Raw genomic sequence first — 23568 nt, 5'->3', positions numbered from 1 at the left:
TCTTGGGCTATAGCCAAGTGGTAAGGCAACGGGTTTTGATCCCGTGATGCGCTGGTTCGAACCCAGCTAGCCCAATCAGAGGTTTACAGGAAGGAACGAGCTGGTCTCGTTCCTTTTTTGTTGCCGTTAAAGCGATTGCGATAAAGGGTGGTAATCGATTCTAGGCGGAGTAGTGCCCAAGAACACAAGAAGAATCTGTGACATAACTCAAAAATCAGCTTTTTCAGAAGAGTGGCTAGACGCCGCCATTTTCTTCTGAAAAAACTGATTTTATTTTTACCATTATCGTGTTGAAACGTGCGCCACCAGGCAGTTTGCTGCGCTTAACCCGAAAACAGAACTTATGCCAAGACCAGGCATAACGCCGGTTCTCACGTTAATGCTCGCAAACTAACCACTCTATTTTAAACTAATTTCTTAATGTTTCCACCGGCGCTGTTGCGTCTGCTGGCGGAGCCAAACGATTAGGGCGATTACAATAATAATTGGAATTATGACGGTGAACCCGCGTAACGTTTTGGAAAGCATACCCACGATGGCGGCGCCTAACGCGAAGCTGCCCATAACGGTTAGCGTATCGGTCGCCTTGGTGCGGGCGGCCCGGTCGCGGTACCGGATGCCGTCGAACAGAGATTCGGCGAGTGTGCGGAAGTTGCCCGTCATCATGAGTGGCGTGAAGGGCGTGCCCTTTAATTGACGAAAGGCCTGGAGTTCTGCGGCTGCCGTTAAAGATAAGAGGGCCGTTATGGCGATGTCCGGTAAGATGCTGGTTGTGATGGCAACACTGATCAGCAAGACTAACTCGATCCAGAGCACCGTAGTCTGCAGATGGCCCACTTTCTTTTCTAGTAAATGTTGCAGGCCACGAATCATCATGGTGCCCACCATGAAGGCAATCATCGCCGTCAGATAGCGACCGACGACGGCCACTTGTAATTTTCCTAAGTTGATTCCCAAGAGGATGAGGTTCCCCGTTTGCAGGCCGGCAAAGACTTCACCGTGCTCCAAGTAGGAGTAGGCATCTAGTGCACCGGCCACCATAGTAAGTCCGCTGCCGAACAAAAGTTGTTCGTGGGCGGGGTAAGCTTGCTGTCTCAATTTTGTTCACCTCGGCGACATATTTTGTCCATTTAGTATAGCGTAATTTATATTGCGGGAAACCACGTTACTAAAAAACGCCACCACTGAACGGGGTTAACCGTAGTGGTGACGCAGTTTCTAGCGTTAATTAAATGTCTTTAAAGAATCCGTGATCAACTGAATAAAGGCGGGACGGTCGATATCGAGGAGGACATCGGTGTTCTTGGGTTTGCCGGTGAGTTCATAGTAGTCGCAGACGGTTTCACCGCGAACCAACTCGCCTTGGGTCTCCACGTCAACGTTCATCAGATCACTCTTGAACATCTCGGGATGCAGGAGCCAAGCAATCGTACAAGGATCGTGAAGTGGTGCGCCTTTGAAGCCCCATTTGGGATTTTCATGGTAGAGCTCAAAGAAGTTCAGGAGACCGTAAAAGGCGTGCGCGACGGGATTGTCAATCTGACCGATGGCTTCGATCTCTGGTTTGAGGATCTGGGCCTTGTGCGTCACGTTTAGCGGAGCCATCGTGAGGGGAATGCCGGCGTTCATTACAATTTTCGCGGCCTCGGGGTCGACGTAAATGTTGAACTCAACGGACGGTGTCCAGTTGCCTAAGCCCATGGCACCGCCCATGTAGACGATACGGTCGATCTTGGTCTTGAGTTCAGGATACACGCGTAAAAAGAGGGCGGCGTTGGTCATGGGGCCAGTGACGACCAGTGTGACGGGGTCGGTGCTCTCCCGCAAGGTCTTGGCGATGAGTTCGATGGCAGTCATATCCTGGACGGCAAAATCGGGATCGGGTAACTCGGCACCATCGAGGCCGGACTTGCCATGAACATTCCCAGCCGTTTCGAGCGGCTTTAACAGTGGCGTCCGGTTCCCACCGGCGACTGGAATCTCCTGATGGTGCATCAGTGTCAGGAGGCGCATCGCGTTGTTCAGCGTCTTCTCCGGCGTCTGGTTCCCAGCCGAGGTGGTCACCGCGAGTAGGTCGATTTCGGGATTGGCGAGCGCCAGCATCAACGCGATGGCATCGTCATGGCCAGGATCACAGTCTAAAATAATTTTTTTCAAGTCAAACACTCCTCTGGAATGGATTGGGTCGACATTTAGCCAGTCAATAATTGATCAGGATATCAACGAAGACGCGGCCAAGATGCCAACTTACTAGCTTCAGTTTACCTGAAAATGACAGCGCTTACCAATCGGATATCAAAAGAGTGGGGCAGCAGGTGGCTAGTTTGCGAACATTAACGTGAAAACTGGGGGATGCCTGGTCTTGGCATAATTTCTGTTCTCGAGTTAAGCGCAATAAACTGTTTGGTGGCTCAAGTTTCGACAAAAACAAAATCGGCTTTTCCAGAACCGCTAAGATTCTGAAAAAGCCGATTGCGTTATGTTTTAGATCAAACTTGGTGAGCAGTAAGGCGGCCTATTTCGTCGCGTCAAAGACGTAACTAGAAGCGTAGAACGGTACCCGGTATGCACGGTAAGCGTAGGCTTTAGCCGCTGCGTTTTTCATGGTCGCGTTGAAGACCTGTTCGCCGCTCTTCGTGACTTCAATGATGTTACTCTGTTGGCCACCGGCCTTGAAGCCAAAGTCGATCAGCACGTTGCCATTACTCTGTTGCTCGGCGTAACCAATGACACTGGTGAAGTTGGCCTTGCCGAGTGTCTTGCCGTAAGACCAGGTTGAGGTGATGGTCATGTTCTTGGTGTTGACGTGGTATTTAACGGCTTGGGAATACTTGCCAGACGTGGCTTTATCACCGTTGGTCACGTCAATGTTGTTGTCGTAGAGAATGAAATCTTCGCTGCTGGCGGTGTTGTGACCACCATTGTTCAGGAGGTACAACCCGTGTTGGCCACCGGTCGTAATGGTGCCCTTGGTTGGCGTCAGCACGTACTTGCGGTAAGCCTTAGGCCAGCTGGATTTCTTCTTGCCACTGTAGAGCCATTTGATGTGGTTGGTCTTGTAATCTAGCTTCAACGTTAAATCTTGGTTGCGGTTGGAAAGGACGATGAAATTGTCGTTCTTGTCATAATCCACAGCATTGTTATGCAGCCAGTCGATCTTGCCATCGGATCCCTTTTGGTATTTCGCCCACATGGATTTTGGCAAAATCTTCTTCATGTCGATGACTTTGACGATTTTTCCAGTCTTATGAGACACTTCGATCAGCGTGTCTTCCTTGTATTTCGAGCCGTCAGAAACGGTTGCTAACAGGTTGTGGTTGGGAAGTTCGACCAGGTCATGGTGAATGACGGTGGTCTCGACCCCACCATCGGTACTGCTGGTCTTGTTGGCGAACCCGTATTCTTGGTAAACGCGGCCGAGGTAGTCGGTTTCAATTAAATCGTTATACACGTCGGAGTCGACATTTTTCTTAGAAAGAATCATGATGTGCCCGTTGGACCACTGTTCGATGGTGTGTTGGGAATAGTTCGTGTCGTACCAACGAACGGCACCGTCAGCGTCGATGGCAAAGGGCTGCTTCGTGGTCCGATTGACGATGGTTAATTTGTTCTTGCCAATGTTCATTTTAGACTTCTTGACATTTTTCGTGGTGATGGTGGCGTCCTTGATGTATTTTGGCAGGGCACTGGTCTTTAGGGTCAGCGTCTGCGTGGTCGTCTTGCCGTTCTTGGTGGTGGCGGTAATCTTGACCTGATTGCTGTAGTCAGCGTACAAGCCAACGACGGGGACTTGATGGGTCTTGGTGTAGCCGCCGTTGACGGTGTTGGTGATGGACGTCTTGTCTGTCTTGCCGACGACGGTGTAGGTAACTTTAACCGCTTCACTAGTTTTGAAGATAACTAATGCGGATAGTGGGGAAGACTTGTATGGGTTGACCTTGACGTAGGGATTGCTCAGCGTGTAGCTGTCGTTTTGGGCGGCAGATTTATAGGTGGCTGTCAAACTCTTCTGCGTGTCTTGCCGCGTTGTGATGATCTTGGTGTCCAGGTTTTTCTTGATCTGGGCGGTACTGAGCGCGACCTTGTTGTTCTTGACCTTGTAACTTGACGATGACGCCTTACTCGAGGAACAACCAGCGAGTCCAACCGTCAGAATTGCGAGGAAGGCTACGGCAAGCGTAATCAACCGGGGGTGTTTGAATTGCAAATGAGCCATCTCCTTCAAAAATAGTAAAAAAGGGGGCACTGGTCCTAAGTCCCAGTACGCCCCAAAAGTATGTAACAGCTACAATATACACTTCATATAAATTAGTTATGTTAACAAATTTCGATATTTTAACGAAAAGAATGTGATGAAATTGTGAAATCAAGGAATGAAACGATAAGCTGCGGGTTATTTTAAAGTGCTTGATTGGGTGACGAGCAGGTGGATGTGACTAGTTGATCGGTATTTTGGGGCCGAGCATCAAAGGATTCAGGTGGCGAAGAAATCAGGTAGTTTGGTATGAATCACGATATAATTTTGGATTATATCATATGATAAATAAGAATATTAACGACCTAATCTCGTGAGCAATTATGGTGAGATGTGTCTGGTGATTTTAATTAGGACTAATAGATGGGAGAAACTAATGGGTGACGCCAATCGTGTTTACGGAGAAATAGTCAGCACTAAAAAAGCCGTCCCAACCACATGTAAGCAGTTGAGACGGTTTTGTGTGTAATCTTAGTGTAATAGCGTTGGGGTCTTTGGATCAAAGGTCCAGTGTGGAATCAGGTACTGCATGGCCTTGGCGTCATCACGACCATGGAAACTGAGTCGTTCGTAAAGTTCATGAGCTGCGGCTAATTTCGTATCATTGATGTCGATACCCAGGCCGGGACGCTTAGGGATTGCAATTTCACCGTTTCTAATGTTCAAGGCGTTGTCACACAATTGTTGCCCATCTTGCCAAACGAAGTGGGTGTCAATTGGGGTGATATTGCCAGGCGCAGCTGCGGCGACCTGTGCATACAACGCTAACGTAATATCGAAGTGGTTATTGGAATGAGACCCCCAGGTTAATCCCCAATCATTTAAGATGCTGGCAACTCGGAGACTACCTTCGATGCCCCAGAAGTGCGGGTCGGCCAAGACAATGTCGACAGACTTCATGAGGAGCGTTGGGTAAAGTTGTTTCCAGTCGGTGGCAATCATGTTAGTGGCCACTGGCTTATGGGTCGCATTTTGATAAAAGCTAAGGACTTCACGACCAGAGAACCCGTTTTCTGGCCCACAAGGATCTTCGGCGTAAGTTAAGGCGTCACCGTACTCTTTAGTGAGTTTGACGGCTTCATCAAGCGTCCAAGCACCGTTTGGATCAAGGTTGATTCGTGCGTCAGGAAAGGCTTCATGCAAGGCTTTGACGGCCTTCATTTCTTCAGCACCATCTAAGACGCCACCCTTGAGTTTGAAACACCGGAAGCCATAACGATCCTGCATGGCTTTGGCTTGTTCAACGATTCCCGCGACAGTTAGCGTTGGTTTACGCCGTAATTTGCCCCAAGCGTCAGAGTTGTCGTCATTTTGAATGTAAGGTAGGTCTGTCTGGGTGTAATCTCCAATGTAGAAGAGATACCCTAACATTTCGACCGCATCGCGTTGACGACCGGAACCGATGACATCACACATGGGAAGATTGACAAACTTGCCGTACAGATCGAGTAACGCACACTCAACGGCGGCTTCGGCGTGCACAACATATTGGAGATTGCTGATATTTAGTTGCTGAATACCAGCCCCTTTGTCGGCATCCGGATGAGCGACCTGACGCTTCATGTCGTTCAAAATGGCGCGGTATTCCGTAATTGGTCGACCAATGATAATTGATTTGAACGAATTCAGAGACTTGGTAATGACATCACCACCGTGAATTTCACCGATACCACGGTTTCCAGAATCATCAGTAATAATCACGATATTTCTAGTGAAATAAGGATAGTGAGCGCCACTAAGGGTCAGCAACATGCTATCGTAACCAGCGACGGGAATGACTTGGACATCAGTAACTTTTGGAATAACGACCATTTTGAACAGCTCCTCACAAAGTTTAATTCCATTGTAAGCGCTTAATTATCAAGAATGATCAGTCAAATTAACAGGATTGACAGTTATTCCTTGTGCAACCTGGTCGAATTATTAATTAACGCCCGATGCAGCGGGTTTCTTCAAGTTATGATGGTAACTAGCATCTTTGAAGTACAGGTAACCCAAGTAAAGTTCGAAGAGCTCAATCGTATTGTGCGGATCGAGGTCAAAGTCTTCTTTAATTTTGCTGAGCCGGTAGCCTAATGTGTTGCGGTGAATGTGCATGGCCTTGGCGGTCTGAACCATATTGCCACTGTGGCGAATGTACATGCCCAACGTTTGGATTAAGTCACTCCCGGATTCGCTACCATTGGCGTCTTGAAACTTTTCGACGATGGGAGTTAGTGAAAGGTGACTGCTGAGCAACGTGTCAATAAAGGCGACCTGACTGTAGTTAATCTGATCTGGTCGATTGAAAACATTACTGATGCGGAGCGTTTGCAGCGCTTGGTTGACAGAGAGGCCAATGTTGGTATTGGGCAAACCGATGCCTAAGCCAATCTTTTTTTTCTGACAGTAATTCGTGAAACGGTCGATAGTAACGGCCTGGCGGGTGAGAACGATGACCGTGCTAGCGGACAGGGAGATTTGGAAATCGGTTGGATCCAGTAGATTCATGGGCAGAGTCTTTAATTGTACTGCAATCGCTGTGCGTTCTTTGAGAATATCGATTCCCAATTGACTGGCCTCTAACAACAGGTCCGTTTTATTCTCAATATGGTCAGTGACTTGTGACCACTGGTAAAGGAAACGATTGAGCGCAGTTTCCTTCTTCTTTTCGCGCAAGTTGTTCTGGTTCTGGCTTAGTAGGAGTTCTGTGGCAACACGGAGCAGGGAGGCGAGTGGGGTAACCTTTTCGGGATCACCCGTGATACCAATCACACCCACAATCTCCTTATCAAAGAAGATGGGCATGTTGATCCCCGGTTGGCCATGTTGCCCAAAGGATTTGGCCATTGGGAGCGTTTTCTTTTGCTCGATTGCATCAAGAGCCCCGACATGCAGGGTATTGATGCGGGTCTCGTCACCGCTAGCAATGACGTAACCGTGTTCATCCATCATGTTAACGTTGTATGGAATCTGAGCCATCATTTTGTTGACGATGGATTGTGCTAATACGGGATCAATTTTCATAAGTAAATTACCTACTTTCTCAATAATAATCAGTCGTGGTAAAGGCGAAGCGAATCCATGCTGAAATAAAAAATAATTGTGAGCGAATCCCGTCATATAGAGAAAATACAAAAAATGTGCCAGGTTAAGCACTATGTAGAGAGGCAGAACAAGGGGCGCCTTAGGCAAGTGTACGTATTAAATGCGCATAAGTCAGCAACTAATTAACACCAGTTTTGGGTTAATGGGTAAAACTTAAACTACATATCTAAGATCTAGGCAAATGACCAACCCATTAGAAAAAAGATTAGCCATGAGCTTGGGCTAAATTCAATCAAATTTGATTGAAATTCAGTGAGCAACATCGTCTAAATTACGAAATGATAGCGCTATCATAACTGATGATTAGCACGACTTTTGCGTTCTTTGCAACCGATTGTGATGTTGATATCAAGACGTTTCAAGACATTTTCACGGTGGATACAAGGCTCATTCGACTAATAGTGAAAGCGTCTGTCATCTATTTAACCGCAGATAATTCTTTTTTTCAACTCCCACGTAATTGCTTTTGTCGCTATATAGGAAGCGCAACCAAAATCACAAAAATTCAAACTGGATTTTGGGCATTATGTCAGTTGTTCGGTTCTGGTATTCCGAATAGTATAAAGAGCGTAAGGCATGCTTACTTCGTTTCATTGCTCACTAAATAACATTTTACTTAAAAATAGTTTTGAGAAAGTTGGCGAGTTCGAATGAGTTATCCGGCAATTATTGGTTTCGTTATGATGATCGTCATTGTCTGGGTCTTGTTGAAACAAAAGACCAGTACGATGTTTGCCTTTACGGTAATTCCAATCATCGGTGCAATCTTGGTAGGTGCGTCACCGACACAAATTGGTGATTACCTCACAAAAGGGTTGGGGATGACGACCCCCGTTGCCTTGATCATGTTATTCTCGCTGCCATACTTCTTACTCATGGCAGATACGGGATTCTTCAACGGCATTGTCCGGAGAATCCTGAAACATATTAATTTGAGTCCAGTGGTCTTAACCTGCTTAACGTTGCTGGTTGCCATGATTACTGGGTTTGATGTTAGTATCACGTCTATTTACTTAATTACGATTCCACTTCTGTTACCGTTCTATCAGAAATTGCACATGAAACCAATCATTCTGGTCTTCCTGACCACGGTTGGTGCTATCAATACATTCGATGTGCCTTGGAGTGCGCGGATGTTGCGGAGTGCGTCTCTGATTCCTAATGTTCCTGGTGGTGCCAATCACCTGTTTAGCATGATGTTCCCAACACAGATTATCTTCACGGTTCTTCTGTTCGCGATGGCGGCCTTCTTAGGTTTCCGTGAACAAAAGCGGATCAAGAAGGAATGTGCAACGACTGAAATGACCGCCGGAAAAGTCGACATTAGTGATATCGTCGATGATCCCGAGTTGGCACGGCCAAAGTTCTTCTGGATCAACGTGGCCTTGACGGTTTTAGTTATCTTGGCATTGTGCTTAATGCCTTCCGTACCTTCATACTACGTTTTTGCTTTTGGGTTAGTTATCGCGTTGGCTTACAACTTCCCTGATTTGAAACAACAAAACAAGTTACTGAAGAAATATGCCGCTTCATTGTTACCAATTATGCCAGCTATCCTGTTGTCTGGGGTTGTTGTTGGGGTTATGCAATACAGTGGCATGATGAAGGCCATGGTTAATACCTTGGTTAAGATCATTCCAAGTTCCATGGGACCTTGGGTTTACATCATTATTGCTGTCTTCAGTACGCCATTGATGTTCATCTTCACCAACGATACTTGGTACTACGTCTTGATGCCAATCGTGGTTTCCTTGATGAAGGCTTACGGTGTACCATCCGATATCGTTATCATCACACTGTTTATGAACATGGGGGCTTTGTTAACACCAATTGCCCAACCACAGATTTACATTGGTGTCGACTTAACTCATGGTGCAGTTGATTTGTCACAATATGTCAAATACGCATTTATCCCGATTTGGGGCATGAGCCTTGTCTGGATTGGCTTAGGGCTACTTACCGGTGCATTCCGTTAAAAAGTGTAACCGTTGCCAATTTGTGCAAATGACTAAATAACGTGGCAGAACTTCGAGAGTTGCGCCATACACTTTGTGTGGTAAGTCACTTATACTTTTAACTGTAGAAAGATAGAAATTGAAAGGGGCACATTTATTATGAAACTCGGATTTATTGGATTAGGTATCATGGGTAAACCAATGGCAAAGAACTTGGTTAAAGCAGGTCACGACTTAACGGTCTTTGACTTTAAGGAAGACGCTATTAAAGAATTAGTTGCAGATGGCGCTACTGAAGCCAAGTCAGGTAAAGAAGTTGCTGAAAACGCCGATGTTATCTTCACGATGGTTCCTAATTCTCCAAACGTTGAAGCCGCACTGTTTAACGAAGGCGGAGTTGCTGAAGGATTGACTGCCGGTAAGACAGTGATCGATATGAGTTCCATCAACCCATTAGCTAGTCAAGGCTTTGCTAAGCGTTTGGCTAAACTCAACGTTGGCTTCTTGGATGCCCCCGTTTCTGGTGGTGAACCTAAGGCTATCGATGGTTCCATTGCCATCATGGTTGGTGGTGACAAGGACCTTTACGAAAAGAACAAAGACTTACTTGAAATCATGGGTGGTTCTGTGACCTATGTTGGTGCCGTTGGTGCCGGGAACACGACGAAGTTAGCCAACCAGGTTATTGTTGCTTTGAACATCGCTGCGGTTAGTGAAGGGTTCGCCTTAGCTAAGAAGGCTGGTTTGGATCCTAAGATGGTCTTTGACGCCATTCACACTGGTTTAGCTGGTAGCACCGTTATGGATGCGAAGGTACCAATGATGATTGACCGCAACTTCAAGCCAGGATTCCGGGTTGACTTACACATCAAGGACTTACAAAATGCGCTGGATACGTCACATGCTTTACATGTTGGCTTACCTTTGACCGCTGAAGTCATGGAGATCTTGCAGGTGGTTAAGAACGATGGTAACGGTAGTGATGACCACTCTGCTATTGCTAAGTTCTACGAAAAGATCAACGACTTAACGATTGATTAACGCGTCGAGTTGAAATTCAAAGAAATTGGGATTAAATTGCTATCCCTTTTTCTTTTACCCTTAAAGTGAAAGGATGAACAAAACATGACGATTCCTAAAATTGTGAAAATGGATGTCTACCCGGTTGCCGGGAAAGACAGTATGTTGCTGAACTTAAGTGGGGCACATGGCCCTTACTTTACCCGTAATATTGTGATTTTAACTGCTGATAATGACCAAATTGGGGTCGGTGAAGTCCCCGGTGGTGAAAAAATCACAGATATTCTCCTTCATTCCAAAGAGTTAGTCGTTGGCAAAACACTGGGTGAGTATAAAGGCGTGCTGCAAACCATGCGTGATAAGTTCTCCTACTTAGACGCTGGTGGCCGGGGACAACAAACCTTTGATCAACGGACGACTATCCATGCCGTAACGGCCGTGGAAACGGCTTTCCTTGATTTGCTGGGGAAACATCTTCACGTTCCAGTTGCCGCTTTGTTAGGCGATGGTCAGGTTCGCGAAAAGGTCGACGTTTTAGGTTACCTCTTCTATGTCGGTGACAAGACCAAGACCGACCTTGATTACATCAGTGACGATGATGATTCCGATGATTGGGGCCGCATTCGTCGCGAACCGGCTTTGACACCGGAAGCTATTGTTAAGCAGGCACAAGCCGCTTATAAGCGGTATGGCTTCAAGACCTTCAAGTTGAAAGGTGGGGTATTTGATGGCGAACAAGAAGTTGCCGCTATCAAGGCCTTGCATGAAGCCTTCCCAGAAGCTAAATTAGACTTAGATCCAAACGGTGCTTGGTCCTTGAAGGATGCCATTCACTACGCCGAAGAACTTAAAGGCATCTTGACTTACGCCGAAGATCCTTGTGGTGCTGAAGATGGTTTCTCAGGTCGTGAAATTTTAGCTGAATTCCGAAAGGCAACATTCCTGCCAACTGCGACGAACATGGTTGATACCGACTGGCGTCAAATGTCTCACGCCGTTCGTTTGGACAGTGTCTCCGTTCCATTAGCTGACCCACACTTCTGGACGATGGAAGGTTCCGTTCGCGTTGCGCAGATGTGCCATGAATTTGGTCTTAACTGGGGGATCCATTCCAACAACCACTTTGACATTTCCTTAGCTATGGTTGCCAATACGGCGGCCGCCGCTCCTGGTAACATTTATGCAATTGATACGCATTGGATCTGGCAAGATGGTCAAAACCTGACCAAGAACCCTTATCAAATCAAAGATGGTCAATTGACGGTTCCTACTTCTAATGAAGGCTTGGGCGTTGAAATTGATCTCGATGCTATCAAGGCAGCTAACCGCGTTTACATCGAAAACAACCTGGGTGCGCGTGATGATGCCAAGACCATGCAGTACTTAGTTCCAAACTGGAAATTTAACCCGAAGCAACCCGCATTAGTTCGTTAAAGAAAGGTCGAAATAACTCATGGATATTAGTCGGATCAAAGGTATTATCGTGCCATTACTGATTCCTGTAAATGATGATGAAACTGTTAATGAACCGAAGCTACGTGAAGTTGTTGATCGTGTGATTGACGGCGGTGTCCAAGGCATTCTAGCCTTTGGGAGTAACTCTGAATTCTACATGTTGACTGATGATGAGATGGAAACCATCTTTAAGATCATTGTCGATGAAACGGCTGATCGGGTGCCTGTCTTCTTCGGCATGGGACCTATCCGGACGAGTCACGGTGTTAAGTTAGCCAAGATGGCGCAACGTTTAGGTGCTTTCGGTATTTCCGTTCTGCAACCCATGTTCTTAAAGCCAACTGATAAAGAATTGTACGATCACTTTAAGACGATTGCCGATACGGTTCCGGACCTGCCAATGTTGCTGTACAATAACCCACGGGTTGGTTACAAGCTGAATGCGGAGTTGGTCAGCAACCTGGCCCACGATGTCAAAAACATTGTCGGGGTCAAGGATTCCAGTGGTGACTTGACCTACTTTGAAGAGGTTGTGCGGCTGACCAGTGATATCGAATTTCGGCCGTTTACTGGCAAAGATACGCTGATCTTCTTAGGCTTATGTGCAGGTTCTTATGGGAGCGTTTGCTCTACAGCCAACGGGTTAGCAGAACAAGTTGTTGATATTTACAATAAATTTGAAGCGGGCGATTACAAGGGTTCTCGTGAGGCCCAATACGCCTTTAACCCGGCCCGTCTGGTTCAAAACAAGGCTAGCTTCCCAGTTGCCACGAAGGACATGGCGAACTTGCTGGGGATGAACGTTGGTAAGCCAATCTTACCAAGTCAACCTTCCAGTGGTGACGTTTTGGCCGGAATGAAGACGGAAATGGATAAGTTGTTGGGGACTAAAGCCGCGAATTGAGGTTTTTGCTATGACAAGGGTACTAATTGCATCAGACTCGTTTAAAGGAAGTGCAACATCGGTCGAAGTCGCCAACTACATTGCGACGGGGGCCCATCAAGCAGATCCAACGATTCAGGTGACGACCGTTCCCATTGCGGACGGTGGTGAAGGAACCGTAGCCAGTGTTCTCGCGGCGGTTGGCGGCGAGATGCGCGAAGAGACCGTTGTTGGTCCCCTCGGCCAATCGGTTCGGGCACAGTGGGGGATGATTGATGCCACCACAGCTATCATTGAAGTTGCCGAAGCAGCTGGATTGAACTTGGCCAAAAACGACCTGGATCCGATGTTGACCACCACGTACGGGGTTGGCCAACTGGTCAAAGCCGCGCTCGACCAGGGTGCAAAAAAAATCTACATTGGCCTTGGTGGCAGTGCCACTAACGACGGTGGTATTGGGATGGCCCAGGCTCTAGGGGGCCACTTCTATGACGCTGAGGGCCAAGAACTGGCTTATGGCGGCAACGGGATGCTGCAATTGGACCACGTTGATCTGTCAGGTCTTGACCAGCGGCTACAGTCAGTGTCCATCGTGGGACTGACAGATGTGGCCAATCCACTGACCGGACCGCAGGGCGCTTCAGCCGTCTTTGGGCCACAAAAGGGTGCGACTAAAGAGACTATTCAGGCGCTTGATCAGGGCCTTGATCACTTAAATCAAGTGCTCAAGGACTATCAAAAGCGTAGTTGTGGTGATCTACCAGGAGCCGGTGCTGCTGGTGGGACCGGATTTGGGATTCTAAGCTTCTTGGGTGGTCGTCTCGAACCCGGGATCGAACAGATTATGCGGTTGACCAAACTCGATGACCGAATCGCACAGGCAGACCTGGTCATTACCGGGGAAGGCCAAATCGATGGTCAGTCTCTAATGGGCAAAGCACCAATCGGTATCGCCCGGTTAGCGAAGAAACATCAGTTGCCGGTCATCTTGATTGCCGGGAGCATTGGTGACAATATTCAAGCCGTGTACAACGCGGGCGTTGATCTAGTGCTCTCGTCAACGGTCACACCAATGTCGGTCGACCAAGCCATTGCTAATGTGCAACCCCTGTTAACGCAGGCGGGATATACGGCATTGAAGGCGTTTAACTTTGATGCGGTGGTGACCAAGTAGTATTGTGTTCACACTTAAATTAGGTAACATGAGCCTAGCTGTTCCCCCGATTCCAGGGAGCGGCTGGGCTTTTTGGTTGCCTAAGTTTGGCTAAAAAAAACAGGCTTACCTTGAAGATAATCTAATCAAGGTAAGCCTGTTTGTGATTAGTAAACGGAATTAGTCTATTTTGGCATTGTTGTTTAGCTCATACTTAACGTTTATTTCGGTTGATTAGCAAGCTTCAAAAAGGCATTCAACTGATCAACACTGACTCCAACCATGATGGCGGAACGGAGTGGCATGTTCTTCATCATTTCACTGTTGGTGTCATTGCCGGCTAAGGCGTCAAAACTCTTGGCAATGTCGGTTTCTTCCAATGCGGGACGGAGGTCGGCACGGGCCATGATAGCCCCAATGTAAGTGTTAGGCGTTACGGGTTCACCAGTTTGTGGGTTCCAAGCTAACGTGATGTCCTGGTGTAAGTCCAGGTCGCGGGATGACCGACCCACAAAGATCGTGTAGTCACCGTCATCCATTTGCCAGTTGCTGGTCTCGGCGTTGTACCAACTGAAGGCCCGTCGTGGCAACGTTCGGGTAATCGTCTTGGTTTCGCCAGCGGCTAGTTCGGTCTTGGCAAAGTCGCGAAGTTCCTTGACTGGCATTTCGACTAGGCTAGCGTGATTGGCCACGTAAATCTGTGACGTTTCCTGACCAGCTACGGCACCATCGTTGGTGATTTGATAGCTGATTTCAACGCTTTGGTCCTGATCCGTAACGGTGAGGTCATGGTAACTGAAGTGTGTGTAGCTTAATCCGTAGCCAAATGGGAAACGAACGGCACGTTGCTTCAGATCGTAGTACCGGTAGCCGACAAAAATATCGTCATGGTAGGTTTCGGTCAGTGGACTGGCGTTAAAGGTCCCAAAAGTAGGATTGTCAGCGAGCTTCAGGGGGAAGGTTTCGGCCAATTTTCCACTAGGATTAACGGCGCCGGTCAAGACGTCCCAAGTGGCTTCACCCACAGCTTCACCAGCCAAATAGGTTTCGAGGATGGCAACAACGTCATCGGCCCATGGCATTTCAACGGCGGACCCGTTTTGCAGGACCACGATGGTGTGGGCGTTAACGGCAGCAACTTGTTTGATCAGTTCGTTTTGGTTGTCAGGCAAGGCCATCGACGTCTTGTCAAAGCCTTCAGATTCTAAGGCTTCGGGGACACCGGCGAAAATAACGACCCGGTCGGCTTGTTTAGCGGCGGCAACGGCCTCGGCGATTTGATTGGCGTCCAGTTTCGTTGCGTCTAAGCTGTAAGCGGCCTGGTAGTTAGTGTTGCCAGCGGCTTCGGCAACTTCCAGTGGGGTCGTGATACGGTAGGCGTTCACGTGAGAACTTCCGCCCCCCTGGTACCGTGGTTTGTCGGCGAGTTCACCGAGAATGGCCACGTCCTTGGCGTTAGCTAGTGGCAAAGTGTGGTTGTCATTCTTCAACAGAACCATGCTGTTGGCGGCTAATTGACGGGCAAATTCGTGTTGTGCGTCTTTGTCGTAGGCTTTAGGCTGACTGTCAACGTGCCAATCGTGGACCATTTTGAGCACGCGTTTAACCGCAATATCCAGTGTGGCTTCGGTCAAGTCACCATGTTGAACGGCATCAACGATTTCCGTAGTTGATTGTGGGCCCTTACCAGGCATTTCCAAATCCAATCCAGCCCGTAGTGCGGCCACGTGGTCGGCGACGGCACCCCAGTCGGACATGACGACACCATCGAAGCCCCATTCGTCACGGAGAATCTTGGTGAGCAGCTTAAAGTTTTGTGAGTTTAACGTGCCGTTGATGGCGTTGTAGGAACACATCAACGTTGCGGGGTGGGCGTTGACCACGATCCGTTCGAAGGCGGCCAAGTAAATTTCACGCAATGCACGTTCACTCATGTTGGATGAAGACGTGAAGCGTTGGTTTTCACGGTTGTTGGCGGCAAAGTGCTTCACACTAACACCAACGCCTTGGCTCTGGACACCGTTAACGTAAGCGGCACCGAGTTCACCAGCGACGAGGGGATCTTCGGAGAAGTACTCGAAGTTCCGGCCGGCGAGCGGACTGCGCTTCATGTTGACGCCGGGGCCGAGAAGAACACTAACGCCTTCATTCTTGGCAGCTTCACCTAGATTTTCACCCAACGTGGTCAGGGCCTTCCGGTCAAATGAAGCGGCCGTCAAAGCTGAGGCAGGGAAGGTAATCGCCTTAACACTTTGGTTCAAGCCCAAGGCGTCGGCACTGTTGGCCTGTTTCCGTAAACCGGACGGGCCATCGGTCATCATAATCTTTTCAAGGTTCAACCGGTCGATGCCGGCAGTGAACCAGAAGTCTTTACCTGAAACGAGACTGGCTTTTTCGGTCAGCGTCAACTGTTGAATGAAATCATTGCTAATTGGTGATGTCATAAAAAAGCTCCTTTTCAGTTATGTAGTGAAACGCTTTCGCTACTAGTTTAACAGGACAACCAACCGAATGAAAGCGGTTAATCAGACCTGAAAAGACCCAAAGCTGACCTAAACGGGGAAAATAATTGGCGAGCAATCACATTGTTAACCGCTAGTCACTGATGTGTGTATTAGAAGATAATTTAGAGAAATTAGAACGTTTATTAAATTAAAAACAATGTTATATTAAGAATTGTTTAGGGTGTTTCTCGTGCATACGGGGGTTACTTCATGTATAATTGTGTCAACCGATGCGGGAGGTGTGAAATGAGCAGAGAAAGAAAAATAACGATTCTTTATGTTATCGTAGCAATTTTGAGTGTAGTGTTCGTTCAATTACTAGAAAAAATTGATTGTTAAATATAAATAAAAAATAAAAGTTCATATGGGAGTAATCCTTTGCGACATTTATCAGAGCGAACTATCTTTCCATGTTCTCTGTGATGAAAGGGATACGCTCTACTTATTGTTGATCCATAAGAAACCCTCTCTAACCTTGATGTTAAAAGGCTAGAGAGGGTTTTTAGAAACTTCTGTTATGGTAACCATCAAAGCATAATTCCAGGATATGTTCGCACCATTGTGGGCTTTTGTCGGGTTACCTGTGTCGTAAATGGAATGGGTTACGAGTTGAGTTTTCGCTCGAATTCTTCAACAGTCCCACCTGGTAGTAGGTTATCATTTGCTTTGGCGTCAATCATTTCATGGATAGAATCGAGCACCTCTTGATTCGGTTGGCCAAAATTGGTTGGTAGCCCGTTTTCGGCGACGCTAGAAAGGACAATTCTCATATATTCGGCAATTGTGAGGCCCCTTTTCTCGAGGTTTGCTTGAGCCTTTACCTTAACTGACTTACTGATACGAGTACTGACGCGTTCCGTTTGTAATTCCTGTCGCTTGTTCATCTATCTCGCCTCCGCTTGGATTATAGCGTTCACTCTGAATAAATACTATTTTGAGGATACTGGATTACTAAAATACATGGCGTCTCGGTCTAAATGGCATATTTAGTAAGATGAATAATCGCTTAGTACCAAGCGATTGTATACTGTTTAGAGAATTTATTGATAGCTCCCATATTGAACAAGGTTCTTCTGATATGTTGTCTATAGTTTTCAGGATAGTTGTCAATGAGTAGCGTTTCAAATTTTGTTGCTTGTCGTTGACGACTGTATAGGACAGTCCCTGTTTTCTCATCGGATTCCACTTGGAATTTAAATTGCACAATATCGCCATCATCCGCAAGTTGCCAAAGCCGGATCATCAGTTAGCCTTCCTACTTTAAAGAAAATTAGGGTTGAACCTGAATTTAGAAAAGTTAAGTCTTCGCCACAATCTGCCGATAAGTCTTTGGTGACATTTTCGTCCACCGTTTGAATTGCCGGCTGAAGTGTGAGGCATTCTGGTACCCCAGAGTGGTGGCAATCTCAGCAACACTGAATTGCGGCTTCAGGAGCATCTTCTTCGCCCATTTCAATTTCAATTCAGACAGGTATTTCTGTGGTGAAAAGCCATAAGCCTCCTTAAAGACGCGGTTGCCGTACCCCTCACTGATACCAATTGAGGCCATGAGGTCGGCAATTGAAATCTGTTCGGTATCGCCGTCAACGGGGTGCAGAATCATTTCGTTTAGCGTGGACTTCAACGATTCCGCAATGATTTTGGCGTAACGGGATTGATTAGCATTGGTCGCAGCCGATTTTTCCGGAATAAGCGTGCTAAAGATCATCAGAATCTGTGACAGGTAAATTTGAATCTGCATCTTGTCCTTGAAGGAGTAGTCGGCAGATAAGGAGACCAGCGCAATCAATTCCCGCAAAATAGGGCAGATGTCACGATTCAGCTCCGCACCTTTCGGAAAATAGATTGGTGAATTCTGAATCAACTGGACGATGAAGTTGGGTTCGTCCAAGTCAAAGTGAAAACAGAAGTAGGTGAGGTGGTCAATTGCGTGAGCAACGTGGCGAAAACCTGGCGGAATCAAAACGAAGTCGCCCTGATTGAGGGTATAGGATTCGTGTTCAATGGAGAGGCCTTCCTGTCCTTCGATAACAAAGATGAGCTCAAAGGCTTGGTGTTTGTCTAAGGGGGCCTCCCAATTATTCGCTACTTTTTGATAATGGCCGCCAAAGAAGTTTAGGTTCCAATCGAGAACCGGGAGCCGGTGGGCATTTTTAAGGATATCCATGGGATTTTTCCCTCCTAAAAGGTTTGATTTGGGTCTTTTTTGGCCGAAAATAGCCATGTACAAGCTTTACTAAATCGGTAATAATAAGCACAGTAAGCGTTTACAAGAAATAAATGAGGGATAAATAATGAAAAATATTTTATACGGAACAGCCTACTATTACGAATATTTACCAGTCGACCGACTCGATAAAGATATCGAAATGATGACCGCAGCCAACATCAACGTTGTCCGTATTGGGGAGAGTACCTGGGGGACTTACGAAAAGCAAGATGGCGTTTTTGACTTCTCGCCATTGGACAAAGTGCTTGATGCCATGCATGATGCTGGGATTAAAGTAATCGTTGGAACTCCCACTTACGCGATTCCAACCTGGTTAGCTAAAAAGTATCCAGAGGTCATGGTTCAACGCAATGGGCAACGTCAACCCTATGGTGCCCGGCAGATTTTTGATATTAGTAACCCAACATTCTTACGATATTCAGAAAGAATTATTCGGAGAATGATGGCGCACGTTGCCAACCACCCAGCCGTCATTGGCTTTCAGGTAGACAACGAAACGAAGCACTATGGGACGTCCAGTGAAAATGTTCAAAAAGGGTTCGTTCAATTTATCAAGCAAGAATTTAATAACGATTTGGACCGTTTTAATCACGAATTTGGTCTGGATTACTGGAGCAATCGAATCAACGCCTGGGAGGATTTTCCTTCCATGGACGGCACCATCAATGGGAGCTTGAAAGCGGAATTCGATAAGTACCGCCAACAGCTCGTTACGGATTATCTCAAGTGGCAAGTTGATCTCGTTAAGGAATATCGGCAACCGGATCAGTTTATCACGCACAACTTTGACTTCGAATGGCGTGGCTATTCATACGGAATTCAGCCAGATGTGAACCATTTCGATGCGAGCGAGCCCTTAGATTACGCCGGGGGCGACATTTATCATCCTTCTCGTAAGCACCTCACCGGGACAGAAGTTTCCTTTGCGGGTGATGAATTGAGAACCCTTAAACATGATAATTATCTCGTAATGGAAACGCAAGCACAAGCCTTTAAGCAACAAGTGCCCTATCCGGGACAATTGCGCCAGCTAGCATACAGTCACTTGGCGTCTGGGGCCAACATGGTGGAGTACTGGCACTGGCATTCCATTCACAATTCAGCTGAAACCTACTGGAAGGGAATCTTGAGTCACGATTTCCAGCCCAACCCGGTCTACAACGAAGTTAAGCAAACCGGTGCTGAATTGAAAAAACTGTCGGCCCATTTGGTAAACTTCAAGATTAAGTCGGAAGTTGCCTTCTTGGTCAGCAATCAAAGTTTGACAGCCGTCAATGCCTTTCCATTCTCCGACGAGCGGAACTACAACGACCTTTTCCGCTCCCTGTACGATCAGTTTTACCGGTTGAATGTGCGAACGGATATTACCGATGAACATCATATCAACCTGGATGACTACAAGTTGATCGTTGTGCCGGCGCTCTACAGTGTCAGCGATGAGTTCTTACAGGCATTGAACGATTACGTTAAACGCGGTGGTCACGTCATCTACACCTTCAAATCCGGCTTTACCGATGAACACGTTAAGGTCCGTACCGACCGCCAGCCCGGCATCATTTCTGCAGCTAGTGGCGTTCATTACGAAATGTTCGTTGATCCTGATGGCACGCAATTAGTTGGGCAGACACCAACTTTACAGCACGTTCAGGATACCGAATTAAAGGACTGGATGGAACTCTTGATTCCAGATACGGCTGAGGTGCTGGCGACTTACGACGACCCGAACTGGTCTGACTATGCTGCCATCACGAAGAATCAATTTGGCAAGGGATCAGTCATCTACATGGGCTGCTACCCCTCTGCTGAAGTCATTACGGACTTGGTTCGTGACTACGTGCGGGAAATTAACCTGAGTACCTTTGCCGAGAACTTCCCGGTAATTGTTAAGCAGGGACAAAATGACTTGGGTAAGACATTGACTTACTATTTCAATTATTCAGGCACGGAACAGACAGTTAAACAGCCAGTTGCTGGCAATGAACTGCTCAGCAACCAACCAACGCAACGATCACTGCAACTTGCGCCTTGGGGCGTTGCCATCGTTGAAGGGGAATAAACCGCTTCTTCGGGTCATAAATGAAAGCGCAAACATTTGAGGAGAAAACACCATGGAAAATGAAAAAGTTAAGATCACGATGAGTAAATCGAATAAGATTCGTTTCTCGGCTAGTTTCTTTATCTTCGCGTTATTATGGATGGGTGGTTTGGGGATTGTTTCAGCCGTGCTACTGCCACAACATTTGAAAGACTTGGTTGGACCTAGTACATCAACTGCGATTTTCGGTGTTTTGAATGCGGCAACGGCGATCACGTCATTAGTGGCCAACCTGTTGTTCGGGAACCTTTCTGACCGGACGCGTTCTCGCTTTGGTCGGCGGACACCGTGGGTCGTTGCCGGTGGGATTGTTGGGGGCTTATCACTGTTCTCAATCGGTATCTTAAGCAACGCTTGGGCTATTGGCATTGCCTACTGCCTGAGTATGGTGGGGTTGAACATGATGATTGCGCCAGTGATTGCGACGTTATCTGATCGTGTTTCCGATGATATGCGGGCGACAATGTCAGCCTTCATGTCTGCGGGGACGACGACTGGGACTTCAGTGGGGACCTTGATTGGTGCCCGATTCATCTCGATTCAAATTCCCGGCTTCATTATCGCCGGAATTCTTATGGGAATTGCCGGCATCTGTACCGTTATCGTTTGGCCTAGTGAAAAGTCAGCGAAAGATCTTCCCGCTGTTGAAGGTGGGTTTGGCGAATTGTTGGCTTCATTCCGTCCGCCATTAAAGGGCGCACGTGATTTCTGGTTAGCCTTCTTGGGCCGGACCTTGTTGATTTTCAGTTATTACATGATCTTGAATTATCAATTATATATTTTGGAAAGTTATATTGGCCAAGGCAAGGCAGATGCCGCTGCAACGATTTCAATCATGTCCGTGGTGACCATGATCGTCGGCTTAGTCGGTTCCTTGGCTTCAGGTGCGATTTCTGATGCCATTGGTCGCCGGAAGTTGCCCGTCATTGTTTCAGCCGTATTGCTGGCAATTGGGTACTTGTTACCATGGGTCATGCGCTCGCCATTCTCCATGATTCTATTTGCCGGGTTTGCCGGCTTAGGCTACGCTGTTTACGGTGCCGTTGACCAGGCACTGAACATTGACGTTTTGCCAAACAAAGAAGAGGCTGGTAAGGATTTAGGGATTTTGAACATTGCGACGACTTTAGGCCAAACGGTCGGTCCTATCGTGACGAGTATCGTGGTCGTGATGGGGGGCTACAAGCTGGTCTTCCCAATTGCCATCGTCTTCGTCTTGCTCGCCTGCATCTTCATTCAAATGATTCGTTCGACAAAATAAAGATTAAAGATAACTTGAACTGATTTCTAAGGAGGAAAAGACTGATGACCACCTGGATTGAAAGTACACCAGATAACTATTTACAAGAAAAAACACCAACCACTACTAAAGTGACGGCTTCCACAGATTTACAATTGACCGGGAAGGGGTTGCAGAAGTTACGCGGCTTCGGTGGGTGCTTTAACGAGTTGGGCTACCTGCCATTAAGTAAGTTGGCCGATGACCAGCAACAAGAGATCTACAAGGATTTATTCTCACCGGAAGAACTGAACTTTACCTTTAACCGGACACCAATTGGCGCTAATGATTTTGCCGAAACGTGGTACAGCTACGATGAGACTGACGGCGATTATGACTTGAAGGACTTCTCCGTTGATCATGACAAACAAACGTTGATTCCATACATCAATAATGCAAAGAAGTATCAACCCAATCTACAATTATTTGCCAGCCCTTGGACGCCACCGACCTGGATGAAGTTTCCTAAGGTCTATAATTTTGGTCGCATCGTGATGACCCCAGAAAACCTGCAGGCCTACGCCAATTACTTCGTTAAGTACATTCGCGCTTACGAAAAGCAGGGAATCCACATCGCGCGTGTTTGTCCACAAAATGAAGTTTTCGCGGATCAAAAGTTCCCGTCTTGTCTCTGGAACAGTGATGACTTAAAGGTCTTCATTCGCGACTACCTGGGGCCAACCTTTGAAAAGGAAGGCATCGACACGGAAATCTTCTTGGGAACGCTGAACGGTCCCGAGGATATGTCGTTCAACGCTTCGGGAATCAAGTTGGACAACTATAACCGTTACGTTGACAACATCCTATTCGACGATGAAGCTCGGAAGTACATCAAGGGGATTGGTTACCAGTGGGCTGGTCAAAATGCGATTGAGCGGACGCACAGCTCGTGGCCAGAAATTGAGCTGGTTCAAACGGAATCGGAATGTGGTTATGGTGACAACAGTTGGTCCTATGCGGAATATATTTTCCACTTGGTCAACCATTACTTGACGGCTGGCGCTACGGCTTACACGTACTGGAACATCATTTTAGGGGATTCTATCAGTACGTGGGGCTGGCACCAAAACTCAATGTTCTCCATTGATTCTAAGACCCAGTCTGTGACGCGTAACCCTGAATATTACGTGATGCGGCATTACGCGCACTACGTTAAGCCAGGGGCCCAAGTCTTAGAAACGACTGGCCACTTCAACTCGATGGGCAAGGCCTTCCGCAACCCAGATGGGCAGTTAGTCGTGGTCGTTCAAAATGCACTGGAACGCGCCTTACCATTCACGTTTGCTGACCCAGAGGATGCTTCCAAGAGCGTCGCAGCAACTTTGGCGCCAAATTCATTTAATACGTTTGTGATCGATTAATCAGGTATAGGAAAAGGGAAGTGGGCCATCAGGCGGTTAGTTTGCGAGCATTAACGTGAGAACAGGGATTATGCCTGGCCTTGGCATAATTTCTGTGCTCGGGTTAAGCGCAACAAACTGCCTGGTGGCGCACGTTTCGACACGATAATGGTAAAAAATGAAATCAGCTGTTTCAGAAGCCAATATTCTTCTGTGTACTAGTCCCTGTCAAGTTGACAGGTAAAATAATATAATTTTTCGAGTCCTGTCTAAGCGGCTTTGCCACGGTATTCTACCGCGGTAAAGCCGCTT

The 23568-nt window shown here is 47.1% G+C and carries 17 protein-coding genes and 1 tRNA gene; 9 read left to right on the top strand and 9 right to left on the bottom strand.

Going from position 1 to position 23568, the window contains the following annotated elements; translation table 11 throughout:
* Nucleotides 1–3 precede the first annotated feature (3 nt).
* Nucleotides 4–75: transfer RNA gene (locus FAY32_RS03930), tRNA-Gln, on the top strand.
* A 342-nt stretch (nt 76–417) separates the two neighbouring features.
* Here the strand turns inward: FAY32_RS03930 and FAY32_RS03925 are convergent.
* The 5 genes from FAY32_RS03925 to FAY32_RS03905 all read right to left on the bottom strand — a co-directional run bounded on the left by FAY32_RS03925 (nt 418) and on the right by FAY32_RS03905 (nt 7261).
* Nucleotides 418–1098, bottom strand: a complete 681-nt coding sequence (locus FAY32_RS03925) for a YoaK family protein (protein ID WP_143462160.1) — start codon at nt 1096–1098, stop codon at nt 418–420.
* Between the two features lie 126 nt (nt 1099–1224).
* Complete coding sequence (gene rihA, locus FAY32_RS03920) at nt 1225–2157, bottom strand: pyrimidine-specific ribonucleoside hydrolase RihA (protein ID WP_143462159.1); 933 nt, start codon at nt 2155–2157, stop codon at nt 1225–1227.
* Nucleotides 2158–2515: 358 nt separating this feature from the next.
* Nucleotides 2516–4216, bottom strand: coding sequence for an aryl-sulfate sulfotransferase (locus FAY32_RS03915; RefSeq protein WP_143462158.1), 1701 nt, complete (start codon nt 4214–4216; stop codon nt 2516–2518).
* Between the two features lie 510 nt (nt 4217–4726).
* Nucleotides 4727–6067 (bottom strand): enolase C-terminal domain-like protein, encoded by a 1341-nt coding sequence (locus FAY32_RS03910; protein WP_143462157.1) that lies wholly within the window; start codon nt 6065–6067, stop codon nt 4727–4729.
* Between the two features lie 111 nt (nt 6068–6178).
* The gene (locus FAY32_RS03905; RefSeq protein ID WP_143462156.1) at nt 6179–7261 is read right to left on the bottom strand and encodes a CdaR family transcriptional regulator; all 1083 of its coding nucleotides are present in this window, start codon (nt 7259–7261) and stop codon (nt 6179–6181) included.
* Nucleotides 7262–7992: 731 nt separating this feature from the next.
* Here FAY32_RS03905 and FAY32_RS03900 point away from each other — a divergent pair.
* The 5 genes from FAY32_RS03900 to FAY32_RS03880 all read left to right on the top strand — a co-directional run bounded on the left by FAY32_RS03900 (nt 7993) and on the right by FAY32_RS03880 (nt 13829).
* On the top strand, nt 7993–9318 hold the full coding sequence (locus FAY32_RS03900; RefSeq protein WP_143462155.1) for a Na+/H+ antiporter NhaC family protein: 1326 nt from the start codon (nt 7993–7995) through the stop codon (nt 9316–9318).
* Nucleotides 9319–9456: 138 nt separating this feature from the next.
* Nucleotides 9457–10338, top strand: coding sequence for a 2-hydroxy-3-oxopropionate reductase (gene garR / locus FAY32_RS03895; RefSeq protein WP_143462154.1), 882 nt, complete (start codon nt 9457–9459; stop codon nt 10336–10338).
* A gap of 84 nt (nt 10339–10422) precedes the next feature.
* Nucleotides 10423–11751 carry an enolase C-terminal domain-like protein gene (locus FAY32_RS03890; protein WP_143462153.1) on the top strand — a complete coding sequence of 443 codons (1329 nt, stop codon included), beginning with the start codon at nt 10423–10425 and terminating at the stop codon, nt 11749–11751.
* A gap of 19 nt (nt 11752–11770) precedes the next feature.
* Nucleotides 11771–12676, top strand: a complete 906-nt coding sequence (locus FAY32_RS03885; RefSeq protein WP_143462152.1) for a dihydrodipicolinate synthase family protein — start codon at nt 11771–11773, stop codon at nt 12674–12676.
* Nucleotides 12677–12686: 10 nt separating this feature from the next.
* The gene (locus FAY32_RS03880) at nt 12687–13829 is read left to right on the top strand and encodes a glycerate kinase (RefSeq protein ID WP_143462151.1); all 1143 of its coding nucleotides are present in this window, start codon (nt 12687–12689) and stop codon (nt 13827–13829) included.
* A gap of 200 nt (nt 13830–14029) precedes the next feature.
* On the opposite strand, the gene FAY32_RS03875 is transcribed toward FAY32_RS03880, so the two are convergent.
* From FAY32_RS03875 to FAY32_RS03860, 4 genes are all read right to left on the bottom strand, one after another.
* Nucleotides 14030–16252 (bottom strand): glycoside hydrolase family 3 C-terminal domain-containing protein, encoded by a 2223-nt coding sequence (locus FAY32_RS03875; protein WP_143462150.1) that lies wholly within the window; start codon nt 16250–16252, stop codon nt 14030–14032.
* Between the two features lie 662 nt (nt 16253–16914).
* Nucleotides 16915–17196, bottom strand: a complete 282-nt coding sequence (locus tag FAY32_RS03870) for a type II toxin-antitoxin system RelB/DinJ family antitoxin (protein ID WP_143462149.1) — start codon at nt 17194–17196, stop codon at nt 16915–16917.
* A 122-nt stretch (nt 17197–17318) separates the two neighbouring features.
* Nucleotides 17319–17555: a hypothetical protein gene (locus FAY32_RS03865; protein ID WP_143462148.1), complete on the bottom strand. Its 237-nt coding sequence runs from the start codon at nt 17553–17555 to the stop codon at nt 17319–17321.
* A gap of 54 nt (nt 17556–17609) precedes the next feature.
* Nucleotides 17610–18479, bottom strand: a complete 870-nt coding sequence (locus tag FAY32_RS03860; RefSeq protein ID WP_143462147.1) for a helix-turn-helix domain-containing protein — start codon at nt 18477–18479, stop codon at nt 17610–17612.
* 127 nt (nt 18480–18606) lie between these two features.
* Between FAY32_RS03860 and FAY32_RS03855 the strand changes: the two genes are divergently transcribed.
* The 3 genes from FAY32_RS03855 to FAY32_RS03845 are packed head-to-tail and all read left to right on the top strand — an operon-like array spanning nt 18607 to nt 23277.
* Nucleotides 18607–20598 (top strand): beta-galactosidase, encoded by a 1992-nt coding sequence (locus tag FAY32_RS03855; protein WP_143462146.1) that lies wholly within the window; start codon nt 18607–18609, stop codon nt 20596–20598.
* A gap of 52 nt (nt 20599–20650) precedes the next feature.
* A complete protein-coding gene (locus tag FAY32_RS03850; RefSeq protein WP_143462145.1) occupies nt 20651–21898 on the top strand; it encodes an MFS transporter in 1248 nt (415 codons plus the stop codon).
* A 44-nt stretch (nt 21899–21942) separates the two neighbouring features.
* A complete protein-coding gene (locus FAY32_RS03845; RefSeq protein WP_143462144.1) occupies nt 21943–23277 on the top strand; it encodes a glycoside hydrolase family 30 protein in 1335 nt (444 codons plus the stop codon).
* The last annotated feature ends 291 nt before the right edge of the window (nt 23278–23568 follow it).

The sequence above is a fragment of the Levilactobacillus enshiensis genome (assembly GCF_007115095.1).
GTDB lineage: Bacteria > Bacillota > Bacilli > Lactobacillales > Lactobacillaceae > Levilactobacillus > Levilactobacillus enshiensis.
The sequence above is the reverse complement of the archived record's forward strand: the minus strand, read 5'-3'. Positions and strand labels throughout refer to the sequence as shown.

Bases quoted from the DNA above. Each gene is read 5' to 3' on its own strand.
- FAY32_RS03915 (WP_143462158.1), bottom strand. From the start codon at position 4,216: ATGGCTCATTTGCAATTCAAACACCCCCGGTTGATTACGCTTGCCGTA.
- FAY32_RS03910 (WP_143462157.1), bottom strand. From the start codon at position 6,067: ATGGTCGTTATTCCAAAAGTTACTGATGTCCAAGTCATTCCCGTCGCT.
- FAY32_RS03905 (WP_143462156.1), bottom strand. From the start codon at position 7,261: ATGAAAATTGATCCCGTATTAGCACAATCCATCGTCAACAAAATGATG.
- FAY32_RS03900 (WP_143462155.1), top strand. From the start codon at position 7,993: ATGAGTTATCCGGCAATTATTGGTTTCGTTATGATGATCGTCATTGTC.
- garR (WP_143462154.1), top strand. From the start codon at position 9,457: ATGAAACTCGGATTTATTGGATTAGGTATCATGGGTAAACCAATGGCA.
- FAY32_RS03890 (WP_143462153.1), top strand. From the start codon at position 10,423: ATGACGATTCCTAAAATTGTGAAAATGGATGTCTACCCGGTTGCCGGG.
- FAY32_RS03885 (WP_143462152.1), top strand. From the start codon at position 11,771: ATGGATATTAGTCGGATCAAAGGTATTATCGTGCCATTACTGATTCCT.
- FAY32_RS03880 (WP_143462151.1), top strand. From the start codon at position 12,687: ATGACAAGGGTACTAATTGCATCAGACTCGTTTAAAGGAAGTGCAACA.
- FAY32_RS03875 (WP_143462150.1), bottom strand. From the start codon at position 16,252: ATGACATCACCAATTAGCAATGATTTCATTCAACAGTTGACGCTGACC.
- FAY32_RS03870 (WP_143462149.1), bottom strand. From the start codon at position 17,196: ATGAACAAGCGACAGGAATTACAAACGGAACGCGTCAGTACTCGTATC.
- FAY32_RS03865 (WP_143462148.1), bottom strand. From the start codon at position 17,555: ATGATCCGGCTTTGGCAACTTGCGGATGATGGCGATATTGTGCAATTT.
- FAY32_RS03860 (WP_143462147.1), bottom strand. From the start codon at position 18,479: ATGGATATCCTTAAAAATGCCCACCGGCTCCCGGTTCTCGATTGGAAC.
- FAY32_RS03855 (WP_143462146.1), top strand. From the start codon at position 18,607: ATGAAAAATATTTTATACGGAACAGCCTACTATTACGAATATTTACCA.
- FAY32_RS03850 (WP_143462145.1), top strand. From the start codon at position 20,651: ATGGAAAATGAAAAAGTTAAGATCACGATGAGTAAATCGAATAAGATT.
- FAY32_RS03845 (WP_143462144.1), top strand. From the start codon at position 21,943: ATGACCACCTGGATTGAAAGTACACCAGATAACTATTTACAAGAAAAA.